General features: G+C 73.6%; 19 protein-coding genes. 10 read left to right on the forward strand and 9 right to left on the reverse strand.

Annotation, left to right across the window (positions count from 1 at the left end; translation table 11 throughout):
* Positions 1 to 103 precede the first annotated feature (103 nt).
* The 4 genes from GVV04_RS15865 to GVV04_RS15880 are packed head-to-tail and all read right to left on the reverse strand — an operon-like array spanning position 104 to position 2,022.
* Positions 104 to 763 (reverse strand): class I SAM-dependent methyltransferase family protein, encoded by a 660-nt coding sequence (locus GVV04_RS15865; RefSeq protein ID WP_161688801.1) that lies wholly within the window; start codon positions 761 to 763, stop codon positions 104 to 106.
* The gene (locus GVV04_RS15870) at positions 760 to 1,230 is read right to left on the reverse strand and encodes a GNAT family N-acetyltransferase (protein WP_328822414.1); all 471 of its coding nucleotides are present in this window, start codon (positions 1,228 to 1,230) and stop codon (positions 760 to 762) included. Before GVV04_RS15870 ends, GVV04_RS15865 begins: the two co-directional genes overlap by 4 nt.
* Positions 1,231 to 1,240: 10 nt before the next feature.
* Complete coding sequence (locus GVV04_RS15875; protein WP_161688802.1) at positions 1,241 to 1,672, reverse strand: VOC family protein; 432 nt, start codon at positions 1,670 to 1,672, stop codon at positions 1,241 to 1,243.
* Positions 1,669 to 2,022, reverse strand: coding sequence for a DUF1801 domain-containing protein (locus tag GVV04_RS15880; protein WP_161688803.1), 354 nt, complete (start codon positions 2,020 to 2,022; stop codon positions 1,669 to 1,671). The genes GVV04_RS15875 and GVV04_RS15880 overlap by 4 nt, the downstream gene beginning before the upstream one ends.
* A gap of 157 nt (positions 2,023 to 2,179) precedes the next feature.
* On the opposite strand from GVV04_RS15880, the gene GVV04_RS15885 reads away from it, so the two are divergent.
* Both GVV04_RS15885 and GVV04_RS15890 read left to right on the forward strand, forming a co-directional pair.
* Positions 2,180 to 3,073, forward strand: coding sequence for a LysR family transcriptional regulator (locus GVV04_RS15885; protein ID WP_161688804.1), 894 nt, complete (start codon positions 2,180 to 2,182; stop codon positions 3,071 to 3,073).
* Positions 3,074 to 3,125: 52 nt separating this feature from the next.
* Positions 3,126 to 4,016 (forward strand): LLM class flavin-dependent oxidoreductase, encoded by an 891-nt coding sequence (locus GVV04_RS15890; RefSeq protein ID WP_161688805.1) that lies wholly within the window; start codon positions 3,126 to 3,128, stop codon positions 4,014 to 4,016.
* Positions 4,017 to 4,063: 47 nt separating this feature from the next.
* On the opposite strand, the gene GVV04_RS15895 is transcribed toward GVV04_RS15890, so the two are convergent.
* Positions 4,064 to 4,477: an ASCH domain-containing protein gene (locus GVV04_RS15895; RefSeq protein WP_161688806.1), complete on the reverse strand. Its 414-nt coding sequence runs from the start codon at positions 4,475 to 4,477 to the stop codon at positions 4,064 to 4,066.
* Positions 4,478 to 4,657: 180 nt separating this feature from the next.
* Positions 4,658 to 5,206: a phosphoribosyltransferase family protein gene (locus GVV04_RS15900; RefSeq protein ID WP_161688807.1), complete on the reverse strand. Its 549-nt coding sequence runs from the start codon at positions 5,204 to 5,206 to the stop codon at positions 4,658 to 4,660.
* A 230-nt stretch (positions 5,207 to 5,436) separates the two neighbouring features.
* Here GVV04_RS15900 and GVV04_RS15905 point away from each other — a divergent pair, with 230 nt between their 5' ends.
* The 4 genes from GVV04_RS15905 to GVV04_RS15920 all read left to right on the forward strand — a co-directional run bounded on the left by GVV04_RS15905 (position 5,437) and on the right by GVV04_RS15920 (position 9,980).
* Positions 5,437 to 6,078 carry a septal ring lytic transglycosylase RlpA family protein gene (locus GVV04_RS15905; protein WP_161688808.1) on the forward strand — a complete coding sequence of 214 codons (642 nt, stop codon included), beginning with the start codon at positions 5,437 to 5,439 and terminating at the stop codon, positions 6,076 to 6,078.
* A 121-nt stretch (positions 6,079 to 6,199) separates the two neighbouring features.
* Positions 6,200 to 7,327 (forward strand): PP2C family protein-serine/threonine phosphatase, encoded by a 1,128-nt coding sequence (locus tag GVV04_RS15910; RefSeq protein WP_161688809.1) that lies wholly within the window; start codon positions 6,200 to 6,202, stop codon positions 7,325 to 7,327.
* A 301-nt stretch (positions 7,328 to 7,628) separates the two neighbouring features.
* On the forward strand, positions 7,629 to 9,485 hold the full coding sequence (locus GVV04_RS15915; RefSeq protein WP_161688810.1) for an acyl-CoA dehydrogenase: 1,857 nt from the start codon (positions 7,629 to 7,631) through the stop codon (positions 9,483 to 9,485).
* A 225-nt stretch (positions 9,486 to 9,710) separates the two neighbouring features.
* Positions 9,711 to 9,980 (forward strand): DUF6458 family protein, encoded by a 270-nt coding sequence (locus tag GVV04_RS15920; RefSeq protein WP_161688811.1) that lies wholly within the window; start codon positions 9,711 to 9,713, stop codon positions 9,978 to 9,980.
* Positions 9,981 to 10,121: 141 nt separating this feature from the next.
* Here the strand turns inward: GVV04_RS15920 and GVV04_RS15925 are convergent, their stop codons facing one another.
* A complete protein-coding gene (locus GVV04_RS15925; protein WP_161688812.1) occupies positions 10,122 to 10,652 on the reverse strand; it encodes a SixA phosphatase family protein in 531 nt (176 codons plus the stop codon).
* Positions 10,653 to 10,767: 115 nt separating this feature from the next.
* Between GVV04_RS15925 and GVV04_RS15930 the strand changes: the two genes are divergently transcribed.
* On the forward strand, positions 10,768 to 11,055 hold the full coding sequence (locus tag GVV04_RS15930) for a DUF6458 family protein (RefSeq protein ID WP_161688813.1): 288 nt from the start codon (positions 10,768 to 10,770) through the stop codon (positions 11,053 to 11,055).
* Positions 11,056 to 11,188: 133 nt separating this feature from the next.
* On the opposite strand, the gene trhA is transcribed toward GVV04_RS15930, so the two are convergent.
* Positions 11,189 to 11,866 carry a PAQR family membrane homeostasis protein TrhA gene (gene trhA / locus GVV04_RS15935; protein ID WP_161688814.1) on the reverse strand — a complete coding sequence of 226 codons (678 nt, stop codon included), beginning with the start codon at positions 11,864 to 11,866 and terminating at the stop codon, positions 11,189 to 11,191.
* A 106-nt stretch (positions 11,867 to 11,972) separates the two neighbouring features.
* Between trhA and GVV04_RS15940 the strand changes: the two genes are divergently transcribed.
* The 3 genes from GVV04_RS15940 to GVV04_RS15950 are packed head-to-tail and all read left to right on the forward strand — an operon-like array spanning position 11,973 to position 14,276.
* Entirely contained in the window at positions 11,973 to 12,623 is a 651-nt protein-coding gene (locus GVV04_RS15940; protein ID WP_161688815.1) for a 5-oxoprolinase subunit B family protein, read from the forward strand.
* Complete coding sequence (locus GVV04_RS15945; RefSeq protein WP_161688816.1) at positions 12,620 to 13,543, forward strand: 5-oxoprolinase subunit C family protein; 924 nt, start codon at positions 12,620 to 12,622, stop codon at positions 13,541 to 13,543. Before GVV04_RS15940 ends, GVV04_RS15945 begins: the two co-directional genes overlap by 4 nt.
* A complete protein-coding gene (locus tag GVV04_RS15950; RefSeq protein WP_161688817.1) occupies positions 13,527 to 14,276 on the forward strand; it encodes a LamB/YcsF family protein in 750 nt (249 codons plus the stop codon). The genes GVV04_RS15945 and GVV04_RS15950 overlap by 17 nt, the downstream gene beginning before the upstream one ends.
* Before the next feature lie 26 nt (positions 14,277 to 14,302).
* On the opposite strand, the gene GVV04_RS15955 is transcribed toward GVV04_RS15950, so the two are convergent.
* Positions 14,303 to 16,135 (reverse strand): NHL domain-containing thioredoxin family protein, encoded by a 1,833-nt coding sequence (locus tag GVV04_RS15955; RefSeq protein ID WP_161688818.1) that lies wholly within the window; start codon positions 16,133 to 16,135, stop codon positions 14,303 to 14,305.
* Positions 16,136 to 16,234 lie beyond the last annotated feature (99 nt).

The raw sequence follows: 16,234 nt of genomic DNA on the forward strand, positions 1-16,234 counted from the left end.
CTGACCGGGTCGGCGGCGGTTCCCGCCCCCGGAACTGGGAGATCTTGGAAGCAAACGGCCCCTCCAGGGGCCGAAATCTTCCAAGATCTACCCGATCTTCGCATTAACACCGCCATTGGGTGCCTGCTGTGATGAACGTGAACAGTTCCCCGGAGGCGTTTAGCGGGCGGGGCGGGCCGGTGAACCGGTGCGCGCCGACGGAGAAGAGCATGCCCTCCGGCGCGTGGAACGCCCGCTCCGCGAATCCGGCGTCGCGCAGCCAGCCGCGCAGCGCCGGGGTCCGGTCGGGGGCGCGTCGGGTCCGCGTCCAGATCACCGTGGCACCCGCCGCGCAGAGCTGCGGCAGGGCGGCCACAGTCCGGCGTACGTCATGGTCGGTGACGTTGCCGAACACCCCGGCCAGGAGCACCAGGTCGGCGGGCACCGCCCCCGCGTACGACGAGAGCCGCCCCGCGTCCGCCCGCTCGACGGCGACGTTCGCGAGCCCGGCCCGGCCGGCGGCATCCCGGGCGGCGGCCACGTTGCCCGGGTCGTACTCCAGCAGCGTCGCGCGGACCCGGTGCGCGTCGGCCCGCCCGGCGAGCACGCCGACGAGGTCGTGCCCCTGGCCCGCGCAGGCGCTGACCACCGTCAGCCGCTCGTCGGGGCGCTCGTCCAGCCACGCGGCGATCTCCCGCCGCACGAGGCGCAGCCGGCGCGACAGGGGCGATCCCTCGTCGGCGTAGGGCTCGTGCCACGCCTGCCAGTCGGTCCGGGCCGTCATCCCTTCGGAGCCGCCCAGCGGAGGGTCATGTCGGGCAGGTGCTCCATGTTCTGGCTGCCGTCGCTGGTGCCCAGGACCGTGAAGCCGTGGCGCTCGTAGAAGGCGCGGGCGTCGGTGTTCTGCTGGAAGACGTGCAGCGACAACCCGTGCGGGCTGTGCCGTCTGACTTCGTCGAGCAGGAGCGTGCCGATGCCCTGCCGGCGGGCGTCCGGCCGCAGGTAGAGGTGTTCGAGCACGTCGCCCGCGAGAGCGGCGTAGCCGAGGACCACCGCGTCGCGGACCGCCAACCAGATGCGGCACTCCTTGAGCAGAACGTCCTCGACCCAACGGGTCACCTGCTCGGGACTGCGCTTCTGCGGGGGGAGATACGGCATGGTCGCCGCCCGGGAGTGCAGATGGATATCCGCGATCACCGCCGCGTCCGCCGCTTCCGCGAGCCGGATCTCTGCCCCGACATCATCGCCCACCCCGAGGAATCTAGGGGCCGACGGGCTCCCGATCCACCGGATAACCGTCGGCCTGCGCGTCCTGCGGGTACCAGCGCAGCTCGACGACGTTGCCGTCCGGGTCGCGGACGTAGACCGACGTGGCGCTGCCCCGCGCCCCGAACCGCCCCACCGGCCCCTCGACGACGTCGAGGGCGCCCGCTTCGATCACCCCGGCCCAGTCGAGCGGGGCCACCACCAGGCAGAAGTGGTCGACGTTGGACCCACCCCTCGGACCCCGGACCAGGTCGATGATCGTCTCCGGGCTGACCCGCACCGACGGGAAGGGGGCCTCGCCGGCCCGCCACCGGTCGACGCGGACCGGCTCCAGGCCGAGCGCGCCGCAGTAGAAGGCCAGCGAGCGCTCGACGTCGGCGACGGTGAGCACCAGGTGGTCGAAGCCGGTCACCCGGACCGCGCTCACGCCGCCACCTCCAGCGCGTACGCCCGGCGCAGCCAGCCGGTGAACAGGGCCGGGTCGACCTCTTCGACGGTGCGCAGCTTCACCGACGCCATCCGCCGCGCGCCGGGCACGAGCCGCCCGGACGGGTCGGGGACGTCCTGCCCCCGCCACAGCCCGAAGGTCACGTACGTCGACTGGGCCTTGAGCAGGCACACCGGCTGCCTGCCGGGCCGGTCGCCGAGGCCCCAGACGGGGTGGCCGTGCCACAGTGCTCCGGTTGCCTCCGGCAGGGCCGCCTCGACGACGGCGTGGACCCGTTGCCCGACCTCCCGCAGCGGGGCGTCGAGTTCGGTCAGGTAGTCGCTGGGCATGGCGTGCTCCTCGTGATTGTCAGGCGGTAGGGACAGGCCCCGGGTGATGCCCTCAACGATCGTCTGGACGGCCGGTCCGACCAAGCCAGGATCGGGCTACGATCGTTGACCCTGGGTCAACGAACGGGTGGCCGGGTCGCCGCGCGGTGGGGGTCGGATGCTGGAACGGTACGAGGTCGAGACGTTCCTGACCCTGGCCGAGGAGCTGCACTTCGGGCGTACCGGCGGGCGGCTGGGGGTGACCACCGGGCGGGTCAGCCACGTGGTGAAGAGGCTGGAACGGCGGATCGGCGCGCCGCTGTTCGCGCGTACCAGCCGGGTGGTGACCCTGACCCCGATCGGCCGCCGCCTCGCCGACGACCTGCGCCCGCTGGTCGACGGGATGGAGGCGGCGGTGCGCCGGGCCGCCGAGGCGGGGCGGGGGATGACCGGGCAACTGCGGGTCGCCTTCCTCGGCGAGGGGACGGCGTCGGTGCTGCTGCGGGCCGTCGCCCTGTTCAGCGAGCGGCACCCCGACTGCGAGGTGCGGGTACGCGAGGCGCAACTCGCCACCTCCCGGGCCAGCCTGCTCGACAGCTCGGTCGACGTGCTCGTGGCCTCGTACCCGTTCGACGGGATGGCGTGCGGCCCGGCGCTGCTGACGGAGGGTCGGGTGCTCGCGGTGGCCGCCGGACATCCCCTGGCCCGCGCCGGGTCCGTCTCGCTGGAGGTGCTGGCCGAGCATCCGGTGGTGCAGTACCCGGCGGTGACCTCGGCGGAGTTCAAGCGGGACCGCACGCCCGAGCGCACCCCGTCGGGGCGGCCGGTGCCGAAGGGCCCGGCGGGGGACACGTTCTCCGAGATGCTGACCCTGGTGGCGCTGGGCCGGGGCGTCCTGCCGGTCGGTGAGCACGTCCGGCGCTACTATCCGCGCCCGGACCTCGCGTACGTGCCGATCAGCGACGCCCCGCCGATCCGACGCGGGCCGGTCTGGCTGGAGAGCAACACCACGGCCCGGGTCCGCGAGTTCGTCCGGGCCGCGACGGACGCGACGGCACGCCCGCCGGCCTGAGCGCCGGGCGGCGAGCGGGTCGGGAACCCCGGCAGGCCGTACGCTGGTGATCATGCGGATTGGCATCGTGATCCTCCCGGACCAGCGTTGGTCGGCCTCGCAGCGCCGGTGGCGGCAGGCGGAGGAGTGGGGCTTCGACCACGCCTGGACGTACGACCACCTGGGCTGGCGGGACCTGGTCGACGGGCCGTGGTTCGACTCGATGACGACGCTGACCGCCGCCGCGACGGTGACCTCCCGGATCCGGCTCGGCACCCTGGTCGCCTCGCCCAACTTCCGGCACCCGGCGGCGTTCGCCCGCCAGGTCACCGCCCTCGACGACGTCTCCGCCGGCCGGTTCCTGCTCGGTCTCGGCGCGGGTGGCATCGGCTTCGACTCGGCCGTGCTGGGCGGCGAGACGCTGCCGCCGCGCCAGCGCGTCGACCGGCTCGCCGAGTTCACCGAGCTGCTCGACCTGATCCTGCGGGAGGACGGGACGACGTGGCGCGGCGAGTGGTTCGCGGCCGTGGACGCCCGGAACAATCCCGGCTGCGTGCAGCGTCCCCGGGTGCCGTTCGTGATGGCCGCCAACGGTCCCCGCTCGATGCGGCTGGTGGCCCGGTTCGGGGAGGGCTGGGTGACCACCGGCACGGGCGGCGACGACCTGGAGGAGTGGTGGGGGACCGTGTCCGACCTCGCCGCCCGGATGGACCGGACGCTGGCCGAGGACGGCCGCGACCCGGCCACGCTGGACCGTTACCTCTCCCTCGACTCCGCCCCGGTCTTCTCGCTGAGCAGCGCGGACCTCTTCGCCCAGCAGGTCGGGCGGGCCGCCGCGCTGGGCTTCACCGACGTGGTCACGCACTGGCCGCGGGCCAGCAGCTGGTACGCGGGCGACGAGGCCGTCCTGGTGGACGTGGCCACCCGCCTGCTGCCCGAGCTGCGCCGCCTCGCCCCCGCCTGAGCCGCTGCGCCCGGGGCGCAGGCCCTCCGCCAGGGCAGGGTCGCGCCTCAGGTGGCGACGCTGCCCTCGGTCGAGACGAGCCGGAACCGGATGCAGACGACCTGGGTGTCGTCGGTGACGGGGGTGCCGACCCGGGCCCAGTAGGCGGCGTGACCGGCCCGCCACTCCTCGATGGACCGGTCGCCCTCCCCCTCCGAGTGGGCGAAGTCCCAGGGGACGTCGGCGAAGCGGACCACCTCGACGCCGGTCACCTCCACGACGCCGACCAGCGCGTCGTGGTCGTCCACGAGGGCCAGCCGCTCGCCGGCCCGCTCCAGCTCCTCGCCCTCCTCGGCGTACTCGTCGATCAGGCCGGCGGTCGCCGTCTTGACCCCGGCCAGCACCAGGGCGTTGAGTCTCGCCCGCAGCTCCCCGGGGGTGCCGAGGGCGAGGGGACGCAGTTCACCGATCCGAGGCCACATCCTGCCGAGGCTACGCGGGCTCGCTTCGTCGCGCCGCCGGATTTCCACCCCCGCTGCTGGTGGCCGGCCGGCCGGCCCGCCCGGCCGAGGTGCTGGGCCGGGCCTGCACGGCCGAGGTGCTGGGCCGGGCCTGCACGGCCGAGGTGCTGGGCCGGGCCTGCACGGCCGTCGAGTGCTTCCTCAGATCAGCCGCGCGGCGTCGAGCACACCACGTATCCGCAGCTCGGTGGCGAGGGCGGGCGGGCAGTCGACGACCACCGCGGCCGTGCCGAGGACCTCGGCCCCCCGGGTCGCGCAGATCTCGTACAGGGCGTGGAGCTGGGCGCCGGTGGCCACCCAGTCGTCGACCACCAGCACCCGGTCCCCGGGGCCCAGGTGCCGGTCCCGGACGCCGAGCTCGACCCGGCGGCCCCGGAAGTCGGGCGGGCTCTGCGCCCAGGTGATCGCCCCGGCGGGCAGCCGCCCGTCCCCGGCCTTGTACGCCGGCACGAAGCCCACCCCGAGCGCGGTGGCGGCGAGCGGGCCGAGCAGCAGCCCGGTGACGGCCGGGGCGAGCACCACGGTCGGCCGGGCGGCCCGGAACGGCGCGATCAGGGCCGGCCCGAGTTCCGCCAGGACCGCCGGGTCCCGCCACCAGCCGGAGACGTCGCTGACCAGGTGGGTGCTCTCCGGGCCGGGATCGATCCACCGGAACAGCTCGACGAGGCGTTCGCTCAGCTCAGCGGGCATGCCGCCCATCCTGCGACATCCCGGCGACCTGCCCGGCACCGGCTGGGCCCGGCGACGGCCGGGTTCGGGGCCGAGCGGGTCGGGGCCGAGCGGGCCACCTCGCCTCGGATGATCGGCTACACGTATGCGAGCAAATGCGGGCATAGCACCATGATCACGTTGACTTCGGAAGTGCTTCTCTCGTTACGGTCCGGGCCGGTTTGTTCAGCGACGACGAAAGGACGGGCCCGGTGGCTGGTAGGCACTCCCGTATCCGCATGTTCACCTCGCCGGCCGGAATCGCGGCCACCGCCGCTGTCGGCGTCGCGCTCGTCGTCGGTGGGACCGTGGGCGCCGTCCAGCTCGCCTCCGGCGAGCCGGCGGACTCCGCGCCGGCCCTCGTCGACGCCCCGGCGAGCAGCCCCGCCGTGCCGGCCTCGCCGTCGGCCTCGCCGAGCGTGGGCCTGCCGCCCAGCGCCAGCCCCTCGCCCACGGTCACCGCCAGCCCGAAGGCGACCCGGACCCAGGCCGCGTCGCGGAGCAAGGCCCGCACCGCCGCGCCGAAGCCGGCCGCAACGACGAAGAAGCCGGCCCCGACCAGCACCGTCGTCGACAGCGGCTCCTGCGGCGCGTCCTTCTACGACGAGGGCCAGCTCACGGCCAACGGGGAGAACTTCAACCCCGACGAGCTGACCGCCGCGCACAAGACCCTGCCCTTCAACACCAAGGTCCGGGTGACCAACCCGGCGAACGGCAAGTCGGTCACCGTACGGATCAACGACCGTGGCCCGTTCATCGAGGGCCGCTGCATCGACCTGTCCCGGGCCGCGTTCGCCACCATCACCTCCGTCGACGTCGGCGCGCTCACGGTGAAGTACGAGGTCCTCGGCTGACGCGGAGGCCCCGGCGATGGGCGAGGCGCCAGTCGTCCGTCGGTCCGTCGCCACGGACCGGCCGGGCAGAACATTCTCGGACGACGGGCCAGGTTTATTCACCGGTCCACGTCGATCAGGCATGCTGTCCCTCGTACGTACGCATACCTTTCAGTCGGGCCGCGGCCCGCTGAGCCCCGGATCCCGCGCCGGCCTCGGCGCGGCCCTTGCCCTGCTCGCGATCATCTCCGCGGTGGAGCTGGCGGACGGACGTCCGGCGCACTACATCGCCCTGATGGTCGCCGCGCCCTTCCTCGCCGCCGCGCTCGCCTCCTGGCGGGTGGTGCTCGGGGTGGGCGCCGTCGCCACCGCGATCGGGTCGACCTTCGCCCTGATGGAGCCGACGACGTCGCTGGTGACCGCCGTCAACGTGGCCGGCATCGCGTTGGCCACCGCCATCGCGGGGGTGGTGGCCGGCGTCCGGGAGCGGCAGGCCGAGCAGATCGCCGAGCTGTCCAAGCTGGCGGCGGTGGCCCAGCAGGCGGTGCTGCGTCCACTCGGCCCGCAGGTGGGCACCCTGGCGGTGGCCGGGCGCTACATCTCGTCCACCGCCACCGCCGAGATCGGCGGCGACCTGTACGAGGCGATCGACACCCCGTACGGCGTGCGCATGATCATCGGTGACGTCCGGGGCAAGGGGTTGGACGCCGTCCGGCTGGCCAGCATCGTGCTCGGCTCGTACCGGCACGTGGCGTACGAGCGGGCCGACCTGCGGGCCGTGGTGACCGATTTGGACCGGGCGGTGGCCCGCAACGTCGGCGACGAGGACTTCGTCACCGCGGCGCTGGTCGAGGAGCGGGGCGGCACGCTCACCATCGTCAACTGCGGCCACCCGGCACCGCTGCTGCTGCGCCGGGGCGCGGTGATCCCCCTCGAACCGCCGGCCCCCGCCCCTCCGCTGGGCTTCATGCCGGTCGTCCGGCCCCGGGTCGAGCGGCTGGAGCCGGGCGACCGCCTGCTGCTGTTCACCGACGGTCTCGGCGAGGCCCGCCGGGACGGCGAGTTCTTCCCGACCGCCGACCGGGCCTGGCGGCTGCTCGGCCACGGCACGGTCGGCGACGGGCTGGCCTCGCTGGAGACCGCCCTGGTCGAGTGGGTGCACGGCCGGCTCGACGACGACATCGCCCTGGTCCTGATGGAGTACGCGGGCCCGAGCAGCGCGGCGACCGCCCCGGTGCCGAGCTGGGAGGTCGGTGCCGCCGAGGGCTGACCGAGCTGGCCGCCGAGGCTGCCCAGACGCCCCGGGTCGGGATCGTGCGGTGTCCTGGAAAATGCGTGTCGCGGCACGGCTGGAACCGCTGCTTCCAGGATTGGGCACGATTTCGTCATCCGGCTCCGGGCGGCGGCGGCCCCACGGCCGCTGGCCTGCTGCTTCGGTAACCCGGCGACCGCCGGAACGCGGGTGTGTAATCGCTGTCACTTCCGCCATCGGCTTGTCGCTGCCTACCGACGAGTAATACAGTTCGGAGTTACTGATCGGTAATACCTGTCCGGAAGCGGGGCCAGCGAGCATGACCCACTACAAGAGCAACCTTCGGGACCTCGAGTTCAACCTGTTCGAGGTCTTCGGGGCGGACCGGGCGTTCGGCCAGGAGCCGTACTCGGATCTCGACGTCGACACCGCGCGCAGCGTCCTCGCCGAGGTGGACCGCCTCGCTCGCGAGGACCTGGCCGCCAGCTACACGGACAGTGACCGGAACCCTCCGGTTTTCGACCCGGCCACGCACACCGCCCCACTGCCGGAGTCGTTCAAGAAGTCGTACCAGGCGTTCATGGACTCGGAGTTCTGGCGGCTGGACCTCCCCCCGGCGCTGGACGGCACCAACGCCCCGCGCGCCCTGTGGTGGTCCCTCGCCGAGCTGGTGCTCGGCGCGAACGCCCCGGTCTGGATGTACTCCTCCGGCCCCTCCTTCGCGCACGTGGTGCACGTCGAGGGCAACGAGCGGCAGCGGAAGTGGGCCAAGCTCTTCGTCGAGAAGCAGTGGGGCTCCACCATGGTGCTCACCGAGCCGGACGCGGGCTCGGACGTCGGCGCCGGTCGTGCCCGCGCCGTCCAGCAGCCGGACGGTTCGTGGCACATCGAGGGCGTGAAGCGCTTCATCACCTCCGGCGAGCACGACCTGACCGACAACATCGTGCACTACGTGCTGGCCCGCCCGGTCGGCGTCGAGGGCGTCGGCGGCCCGGGCACCAAGGGGCTGTCGCTGTTCGTCGTCCCGAAGTACCACTTCGACGAGGAGACCGGCGAGCTGGGCGAGCGCAACGGCGTCTACGCCACCAACGTCGAGCACAAGATGGGCATCAAGGTCTCCAACACCTGCGAGATGACCTTCGGCGAGCACGGCGTGCCGGCGAAGGGCTGGCTGCTGGGCGACAAGCACGACGGCATCCGGCAGATGTTCATGATCATCGAGTACGCCCGGATGATGGTCGGCACCAAGGCGATCGCCACCCTCTCCACCGGCTACCTCAACGCCCTGGAGTACGCGAAGAACCGGGTGCAGGGCGCCGACCTGATCCAGCAGGCCGACAAGACCGCGCCCCGGGTCACCATCACCCACCACCCGGACGTGCGCCGCTCGCTGATGCTGCAGAAGTCGTACGCCGAGGGCCTGCGCGCCCTGGTCTGCTACACCGCCACCTGGCAGGACCGGGTCGCCATCGCCGAGGCGGCCGGCGACGAGAAGGCGACGAAGATCGCCAAGCGGGTCAACGACCTGCTGCTGCCGCTGGTCAAGGGCGTCGGCTCGGAGCGGGCGTACGAGATGCTCGGCCACGAGGCGCTCCAGACGTTCGGCGGCTCCGGCTTCCTCCAGGACTACCCGCTGGAGCAGTACGTCCGGGACGCCAAGATCGACACCCTGTACGAGGGCACCACGGCGATCCAGAGCCTCGACCTGATCTTCCGGAAGATCGTCCGGGACAACGGCAAGGCCCTGACGACGGTGGCCACCGAGATCCAGGAGTTCATCACCTCCGAGGGCGGCAACGGCCAGCTCAAGCAGGAGCGGCAGGCGCTCGGCAAGGCGCTCGCCGAGATCCAGAACATCCTCGGCGTGCTCACCGGCTGGCTGGGTGAGGCGCAGGCCGGCGACTCCCGGGCGCTCTACAAGGTCGGCCTGAGCAGCCGGCGGTTCCTGCTGGCGATCGGCGACCTGGTCGTCGGCTGGCTGCTCCAGCGGCAGGCCGACGTGGCCCTGCGTGCCCTGAACGGAGAGCTGTCCGCCACGGACAAGGCGTTCTACACCGGCAAGGTGGCCGCCGCGAAGTTCTTCGCCCGCGAGGTGCTGCCCCGCCTCGGCGCGGACCGGCGCATCATCGAGAACACCGACCTGGACGTAATGGACCTCCCGGAGGACTCCTTCTAACCTCCACCCCACCCCCTGGGTTCTGCGCCGGCACTTTCACGGAATTAGGGCTTATCCCGCGTCGGGAGGCCACAGATTCCGTGAAAGTGCCGGCGTTCTGGGTTGGGTGGGTTTGGGCTCGTATCGGGGCGTCTGTGCCGGGTAGTTGCCGGCCTGGGCGGGTAACCGGAGCGCGGACGCCGTCAGTGAACGCCCAGAGCCACCGCACGTGGGGGTGCAGCGCACATGGGCATTGGTAGCGGAATCTTTCTGATCGCCATCGGCGCGATCCTGACCTTCGCCATCCGGGCGAACGTCTGGTGGGTGGACCTGCGCGCGGTCGGGTGGGTGTCCATCCTGGCCGGGTTGGCCATACTGCTCACCACACTCTGGTTCTGGCAGGACCGGCGTAAGCGGGCACGCACCTTGATCGTGGAGGAGAACCGGCTGTCGCATCCGACCGCGATGATGCCGCCTCCGCCCGACCCGCCTCCGCCCACGGCACCGCCGTCCTGAGTGAGCCCGTGAGCAGGGGCCCCGGTCGCACCGGGGCCCCTGCCACGCGTACCCGTCCCGTTGCCCTGTGGTTGTCGCGCACTGAGGAAGCCCGCGTCGGGCGGGCCCCGGGACCGCGTCGAGAGGAGCCGCCTCGCGGGCTCAGCCCCGTGGCGTGTGGTGGGCGGTGATGTCGGCCTGGCGCAGGTCGGCCCAGGGGAACCGGGTGCGGTGCACCACGAGGTCGGCGGTGCGCATGCCCTGCTGGTCCGCCCGCTCCGGGTCGAGGAGCGCCGAGAGCAGCGAGACGCCCGGGTTGTGAGCGACCAGTAGCACCGTTGTCGCCTCCGGCGGTGCCGACCGGACCAGGGCCAGCAGCTCCGCCGGGCCTGCCTCGTACACGCCGGGTTCGTAGCGCACGGTCGGGGCGGAGCCGGCGGGCCCGGTCTCGTCCGGCGAGCCGGTCATGCCCAGCGCCACCCCGTGCCAGGTCTCCCGGGTGCGTCTCGCGGTCGAACAGAACACCACGTCGGGCAGCAGGCCGTGCCGGGCCAGCCAGGCGCCGGCCGCGGCGGCGTCGGCGTCACCCCGCGCGGTCAGCCGCCGATCGGCGTCCCTGTCGTCACCCGGCGGTTCCGCCTTGGCGTGCCGTAGCAGCACCAGCGTCCGTTCCGTACCCCCGGCGTCCGTCATGGACCCAGCTTGCCCGATTGGCGAGCGGAGTGCCGGGGTATGTCGATGGGTGCCGCAACCTTATCCATGGCCGCGGCGGGTAGCAGCGCCAGCTGACAGCCAAGGAGGCGACAAAATGGGCATTGGTGCCAGCATCTTCCTCATCGCACTGGGTGCGATCTTCGCGTTCGCCGTGCAGGCCGACCTGGGGTGGCTCAACCTCGGTGTCGTCGGCTGGGTGCTGATGCTCACCGGAGTCGTCAGCCTCCTCACCACCCTTTACTTCTGGAACCGGGGCCGGCGGACCGTGGTGGCCACCCCGGTGCGGGGGAACCGGGTCGTGGCCGACCGGGTCGTGCCGGTGCAGGGCGAGCCGGTGGTGCAGGAGTACCGCGAGGTGCGCCGCCCGGGCCGGACGGTCTGAGAGTCGTCCGACCCGCCGACCACCGGCCGTCGACCCGCCCGAGTGTCGGCCGTCGACCCGCCCGAGAACCCCGGGGCCCCGCAATGGTGCGGGGCCTCCGGCGCGTGTGTACGGGGCGAAGTGGCGGGGGCGCTCAGGCGAACAGGGCGAAGTAGATCGCGATGTGGTGACAGATCGCGGCCACCAGGGTGCAGGCGTGGAAGAACTCGTGGTGGCCGAAGACGGTGGGCCACGGGTTGGGGCGGCGCAGCGCGTAGAAGACCGCACCGACGCTGTAGATCGCGCCGCCGGCGGCGAGCAGCACCAGCGCGGTCACCCCGCCGGAGTGCAGGATCTGCGGCAGCATCGCCACCGCGACCCAACCGAGCGCCAGATAGAGCGGGGCGGAGACCCAGCGTGGGGCGTGCGGCCAGATCAGTTTCACCGCCACCCCGCCCAGCGCGCCGCCCCAGACCAGGGCGAGCATGGTGGTCGCGTGCCGGGCGTCCAGCAGCAGTACGCAGAACGGCGTGTACGTGCCGGCGATGAACACGAAGATCATCGAGTGGTCCATCCGGCGCATGATCTGGTACCCGCGTTCCGACCACACCCGGCGGTGGTAGAGCGCGCTGGTGCCGAAGAGCCCGCACACGGTCAGGCTGTAGATCAGGCAGCTCACCAGCGGAGCCCAGCCGGGCCGAGTAGCCGCGACGGAACAGAGCACGACGCCGCAGACGAGCGCGACGAAGAACGCGTAGGCGTGCAGCCAGCCCCGCATCCGGGGCTTTCCGATGTCGACCGGCTTGAGTCGAAGCGGGGCGGAGGTCGTCACACCAGTAGGTTACGGCACCGTAGGTTACCTGCAAGTAGTGTCTCGGGTCACGAGACCGAGGGGTCCGACGCCCCTGGCCGTCCGCCAAATCGGGAATCATGACGGGATGCGGATCCGACCCGTCGGCACGAACGCCTTGCTGCTCGACTGCGACGGCCCCGACCAGGTCGAGGCGTGGCGCGCCGAGCTGTGGCGCCGCCGGGCAGCCGGCGAGCTGACCGCCGTCGAGATCGTCCCGGCGGCCCGTACCGTGCTGCTCGACGGGGTACCCGACCAGGCCCGGGCCACCGCGCTCGTCGCCGGCTGGACGCCCCGGCCCGCCGACGCCGATGACGCCGGCTGGACGCCCCGGCCCGCCGTAGACGCCGCCGCGCCCGCCGACGAGGTCGAGGTCCCCGTCGGGTACGACGGTGCGGACCTGCCCGCCGTCGCCGGCCACTGGGGGGTGGACGTGCCCGAGGTGGTCGCCCGGCTCACCGGCACCACGTTCCGGGTCGCCTTCTGCGGGTTCGCGCCCGGGTTCGCGTACCTGACCGGGCTGCCGGCGGAATGGGCCGTGCCCCGGCTGCGGACGCCCCGGCCCCGGGTGCCGGCCGGCTCGGTCGCCCTGGCCGGCCCGTACGCCGGGATCTACCCCGGCGCGTCGCCCGGCGGCTGGCTGCTCGTCGGCCGGACCGACCTGACCCTGTTCGACGCGTACGCCGACCCGCCGGCCCGGCTCACCCCGGGCACCCGGGTCCGCCTGGTGGCCGGGTGACCGCCCGACCCGCCGCCCCGCCCGGCGACGAACCGCCCGGCGACGAACCGTCCGGCGACGAACCGTCCGGCCGGATCGAGGTGCTCCGGGCCGGCGCGCTCACCACCGTGCAGGACCAGGGGCGGCCCGGCTGGGCACACCTCGGCGTGCCCCGGTCCGGGGCGCTCGACCCGGCGGCGCTGCGGCTGGCCAACCGCCTCGCCGGCAACCCGGAGGCCGCCGCCGGCCTGGAGATCACCCTGACCGGCTGCACGCTGCGGCTGACCCGGGCCGGCACGGTCGCGATCACCGGCGCGGACGTCGACGTCCGGGTCGGCGACCGGCCCGGCGACGTCGGCCGGCCCCTCGCGGTCCCGGCCGGGGCGGTCGTGCGGGTCGGCCCGGCCCGCACCGGACTGCGGAGCTGGCTCGCCGTGGCCGGCGGGATCGCCGTCGCACCGGTGCTCGGCAGCCGGTCCACCGACACCCTCTCCGGCCTCGGCCCGCCCCCGCTGCGGGACGGCGACACCCTGCCGCTCGGCGCCCCGGCCGGCGGCCCCGCGCCGGTGGACGGCACCGTCAACCGCCCGGCCCCGGCCGAGCTGCTCCTCGGGCTGCGCCCCGGCCCCCGCGACGACTGGTTCACCCCGGCCGCGTTCGACCTGCTGTACGGCACGGCGTACACGGTGAGCGCGGTGAGCAACCGGGTCGGCGCGCGACTGGTCGGCGCACCGCTGCCCCGCGCGGTGGCCGGGGAACTGCCCAGCGAGGGCATCGTGCTGGGCGCGGTGCAGGTGCCCGCCGACGGCCAGCCGCTGATCTTCCTCGCCGACCACCCGACCACCGGCGGCTACCCGGTCATCGGGGTGGTGGACGACGTGACCGGGCTCGCGCAGGCCCGCCCAGGCACTACGGTGAGGTTCCATGGACCTCAACGCTGACCTCGGCGAGGGTTTCGGCATCTGGCGGCTCGGCGACGACGAGGCGCTGCTGGACCTGATCACCTCGGCCAACATCGCCTGCGGCTTCCACGGCGGCGACCCGTCCACCATGCGCCGGGTCTGCGCCGCCGCCGCCGAGCGCGGGGTCACCGTCGGCGCCCAGGTCGGCTACCGCGACCTCGCCGGATTCGGCCGCCGGCACATCGCGTACGCCTTCGCCGACCTGCGCGACGAGGTGACCTACCAGCTCGGCGCGCTCGACGCGTTCTGCCGGGCGTTCCGCATCCGGGTCCGGTACCTCAAGCCGCACGGCGCGCTCTACCACGCGGCGGCGGCCGACGAGTCGCAGGCCGCCGCGCTGGTCGCCGCGATCAACGACTACGACCACGAGCTGCCGGTGCTCTGCGCGCCCGGCTCGGTGCTCGCCCAGCTCGCCACCGGGGCGGGCATCCGGGTGGTCGCCGAGGCCTTCGCCGACCGGGGCTATCTGCCCAACGGCACGCTGGTGCCCCGCACCGCCCTCGGCGCGCTGGTCACCGATCCCGAGCGGGTGGCCGAGCGGGCCGTCCGGATGGCCACCGAGCGGACCGTGGTCGCGGTCGACGGCACCGTCGTCCCCTGCCCGGTCGAATCGATCTGCCTGCACGGGGACACCCCGGGGGCGGTCGCGTCCGCCGCCCTGGTGCGGGCCGCGCTCATCGACGCGGGAGTCACCCCCACCCCGTTCGTGTGAACAGCCCCCGCTCGGCCGGCGGGCGGTCAGGCGTCCAGGCCGCGCAGGACCAGCGGGAGCCGGGCCGCGGCACCCTCGACCACCCGGACCGGCACGCCCCAGTCCTGCCGGGTCAGGTGGCAGGCCGCGTGCTCCACGTCGGCGTCGCACGTCGCCGCCTGGGCGGTCACCTGGAGCACCCCGCCGGCCACCGTCCCGTCGACCACCAGCCGGCGGGACAGGTCGGTGCCGGTGCCCGCCCCCTCCAGCAGCAGCTCCGGTGGGGACGCCGAGACCACCAGCCGGGTCGACGGCCCGTACGTCCCGTCCAGCTTCTGCCCCGGGGCCGGGGTGAAGACGATGTCCAGGGTGACCTCGCCGGCCGCCAGGTCCGTCGGCTTTCGCTCGGTGCGGTGCCGGGGGCCGTCGACCGTGCTCGCCCCGGCGGCCGACAGCGCGCCCGGAGCCAGCCGGGTCAGCCGGTGCGCCGCCGACTCGACCACCAGCACCCCGCCGTCGGCGGTCAGCACCACGTCGCTCGGCTCGGCCAGCCCGTCGGCGACCGTGGACACCTGGCCGGTCCCCGGGTCGAACCGCCGGACCGCGCCGTTGTACGTGTCGGCTACCAGCACCGAGCCGTCCGGCAGCGCGCAGACGCCCAGCGGGTGCTGGAGCAGCGCCCGCTCGGCCGGCCCGTCGACGTGGCCGAAGTCGAACAGCCCCTGCCCGACGGCGGTGGCCAGGACGCCGTTCTCGACGTACCGGACCGAGCTGGTCTCGCTGTCGGCGACCCACAGCCGCGCGCCGTCGGTCGACACCGACAGGCCGGACGGCTGGGCCATCCACGCCTCGGCCCGGGGGCCGTCGCGCAGCGCCTCGACCGTCGTGCCGGCGTACATCCCGGTCGTGCGTCGGATCGGGTCGAACCACCAGAGCTGGTGGATGCCGGCCATCGCGACGATCACCCTGTCGTCGTACCAGGCCAGGTCCCAGGGGGAGGAGAGGTCGACCGAGAGCGCGTCGTGGGCGTGGTCGTCCACCGTGGAACGCCACTGCCGGCCGGTGCCGCCGACGGTGACCACCTCGCCGGTGCCCAGCCTCACGCCGCGCAGCAGGTGGTTGACGGTGTCCGCGACGACCAGGTCGTACCCGGCCACCTCGGCCACGTGCGCCGGCAGCCGGCACAGCCCCTGCGGTTCGGAGAACGCGGCGGCGTCGGCCGAGCCGTCGGCCCGCCCCCGGTCGCCCGAGCCGATCCGACGGACCAGCGTTTCGCCGTCGGGGGCCAGCTCGACCAGGCTGTGCCGGGCCGAGTCGGAGACCAGCAGGTTCCCGTCGTCGAGCAGGACGGCCTTACCGGGGAAGCGCAGGGTGGTCTCCGGCTCGGCCAGCGGCACGTACGGGCCGTCGCCCCGGTGCAGGGTGCCCTTCGCCTCGTGGATGGCGACCAACTCGTCCACCAGCCGGGCCAGCCCTTCGGCGTGGCCCTCGCCGGCCATGGTGGCCACCACGTACCCCTCGGGGTCGATCACCGCGAGGGTCGGCCAGGCCCGGGCCGCGTACTGCTGCCACATGTCCAGCTCAGGATCGTCGAGGACGGGGTGGCGCACGCCGTACCGCTCGACGGCGGCGGCGAGGGCGTCCGGGTCCTTCTCGTGCTCGAACTTCGGCGAGTGGACGCCGACGACGACCAGCACGTCGGCGTACTTCTCCTTCAGCGGGCGCAGCTCGTCGAGCACGTGCAGGCAGTTGACGCAGCAGAAGGTCCAAAAGTCCGCCACTACGACCTTGCCGCGCAGGTCGGACAGCCTCAGGTCCCGCCCACCGGTGTTCAGCCAGCCCCGTCCGCGCAGCTCCGGGGCCCGTACTCGTGCGCTCATCTTCTCAGTCTGCCCGACGGGGACGCCCCGCACGCCAACACCCTGCGCGGCCCCGGTCACACCCGGGCGGCGTACGACGAGGGCGGGGCCACGGTGGTC

Source organism: Micromonospora rubida (genome assembly GCF_009908295.1).
GTDB lineage: Bacteria > Actinomycetota > Actinomycetes > Mycobacteriales > Micromonosporaceae > Micromonospora > Micromonospora rubida.

Bases quoted from the DNA above. Each gene is read 5' to 3' on its own strand.
- GVV04_RS15940 (WP_161688815.1), top strand. From the start codon at position 11,973: ATGCGGATCCGACCCGTCGGCACGAACGCCTTGCTGCTCGACTGCGAC.
- GVV04_RS15925 (WP_161688812.1), bottom strand. From the start codon at position 10,652: ATGACGGACGCCGGGGGTACGGAACGGACGCTGGTGCTGCTACGGCAC.
- GVV04_RS15950 (WP_161688817.1), top strand. From the start codon at position 13,527: ATGGACCTCAACGCTGACCTCGGCGAGGGTTTCGGCATCTGGCGGCTC.
- GVV04_RS15920 (WP_161688811.1), top strand. From the start codon at position 9,711: ATGGGCATTGGTAGCGGAATCTTTCTGATCGCCATCGGCGCGATCCTG.
- GVV04_RS15900 (WP_161688807.1), bottom strand. From the start codon at position 5,206: ATGCCCGCTGAGCTGAGCGAACGCCTCGTCGAGCTGTTCCGGTGGATC.
- GVV04_RS15865 (WP_161688801.1), bottom strand. From the start codon at position 763: ATGACGGCCCGGACCGACTGGCAGGCGTGGCACGAGCCCTACGCCGAC.
- GVV04_RS15885 (WP_161688804.1), top strand. From the start codon at position 2,180: ATGCTGGAACGGTACGAGGTCGAGACGTTCCTGACCCTGGCCGAGGAG.
- GVV04_RS15915 (WP_161688810.1), top strand. From the start codon at position 7,629: ATGACCCACTACAAGAGCAACCTTCGGGACCTCGAGTTCAACCTGTTC.
- GVV04_RS15930 (WP_161688813.1), top strand. From the start codon at position 10,768: ATGGGCATTGGTGCCAGCATCTTCCTCATCGCACTGGGTGCGATCTTC.
- GVV04_RS15910 (WP_161688809.1), top strand. From the start codon at position 6,200: ATGCTGTCCCTCGTACGTACGCATACCTTTCAGTCGGGCCGCGGCCCG.
- GVV04_RS15955 (WP_161688818.1), bottom strand. From the start codon at position 16,135: ATGAGCGCACGAGTACGGGCCCCGGAGCTGCGCGGACGGGGCTGGCTG.
- GVV04_RS15890 (WP_161688805.1), top strand. From the start codon at position 3,126: ATGCGGATTGGCATCGTGATCCTCCCGGACCAGCGTTGGTCGGCCTCG.
- GVV04_RS15880 (WP_161688803.1), bottom strand. From the start codon at position 2,022: ATGCCCAGCGACTACCTGACCGAACTCGACGCCCCGCTGCGGGAGGTC.
- GVV04_RS15895 (WP_161688806.1), bottom strand. From the start codon at position 4,477: ATGTGGCCTCGGATCGGTGAACTGCGTCCCCTCGCCCTCGGCACCCCC.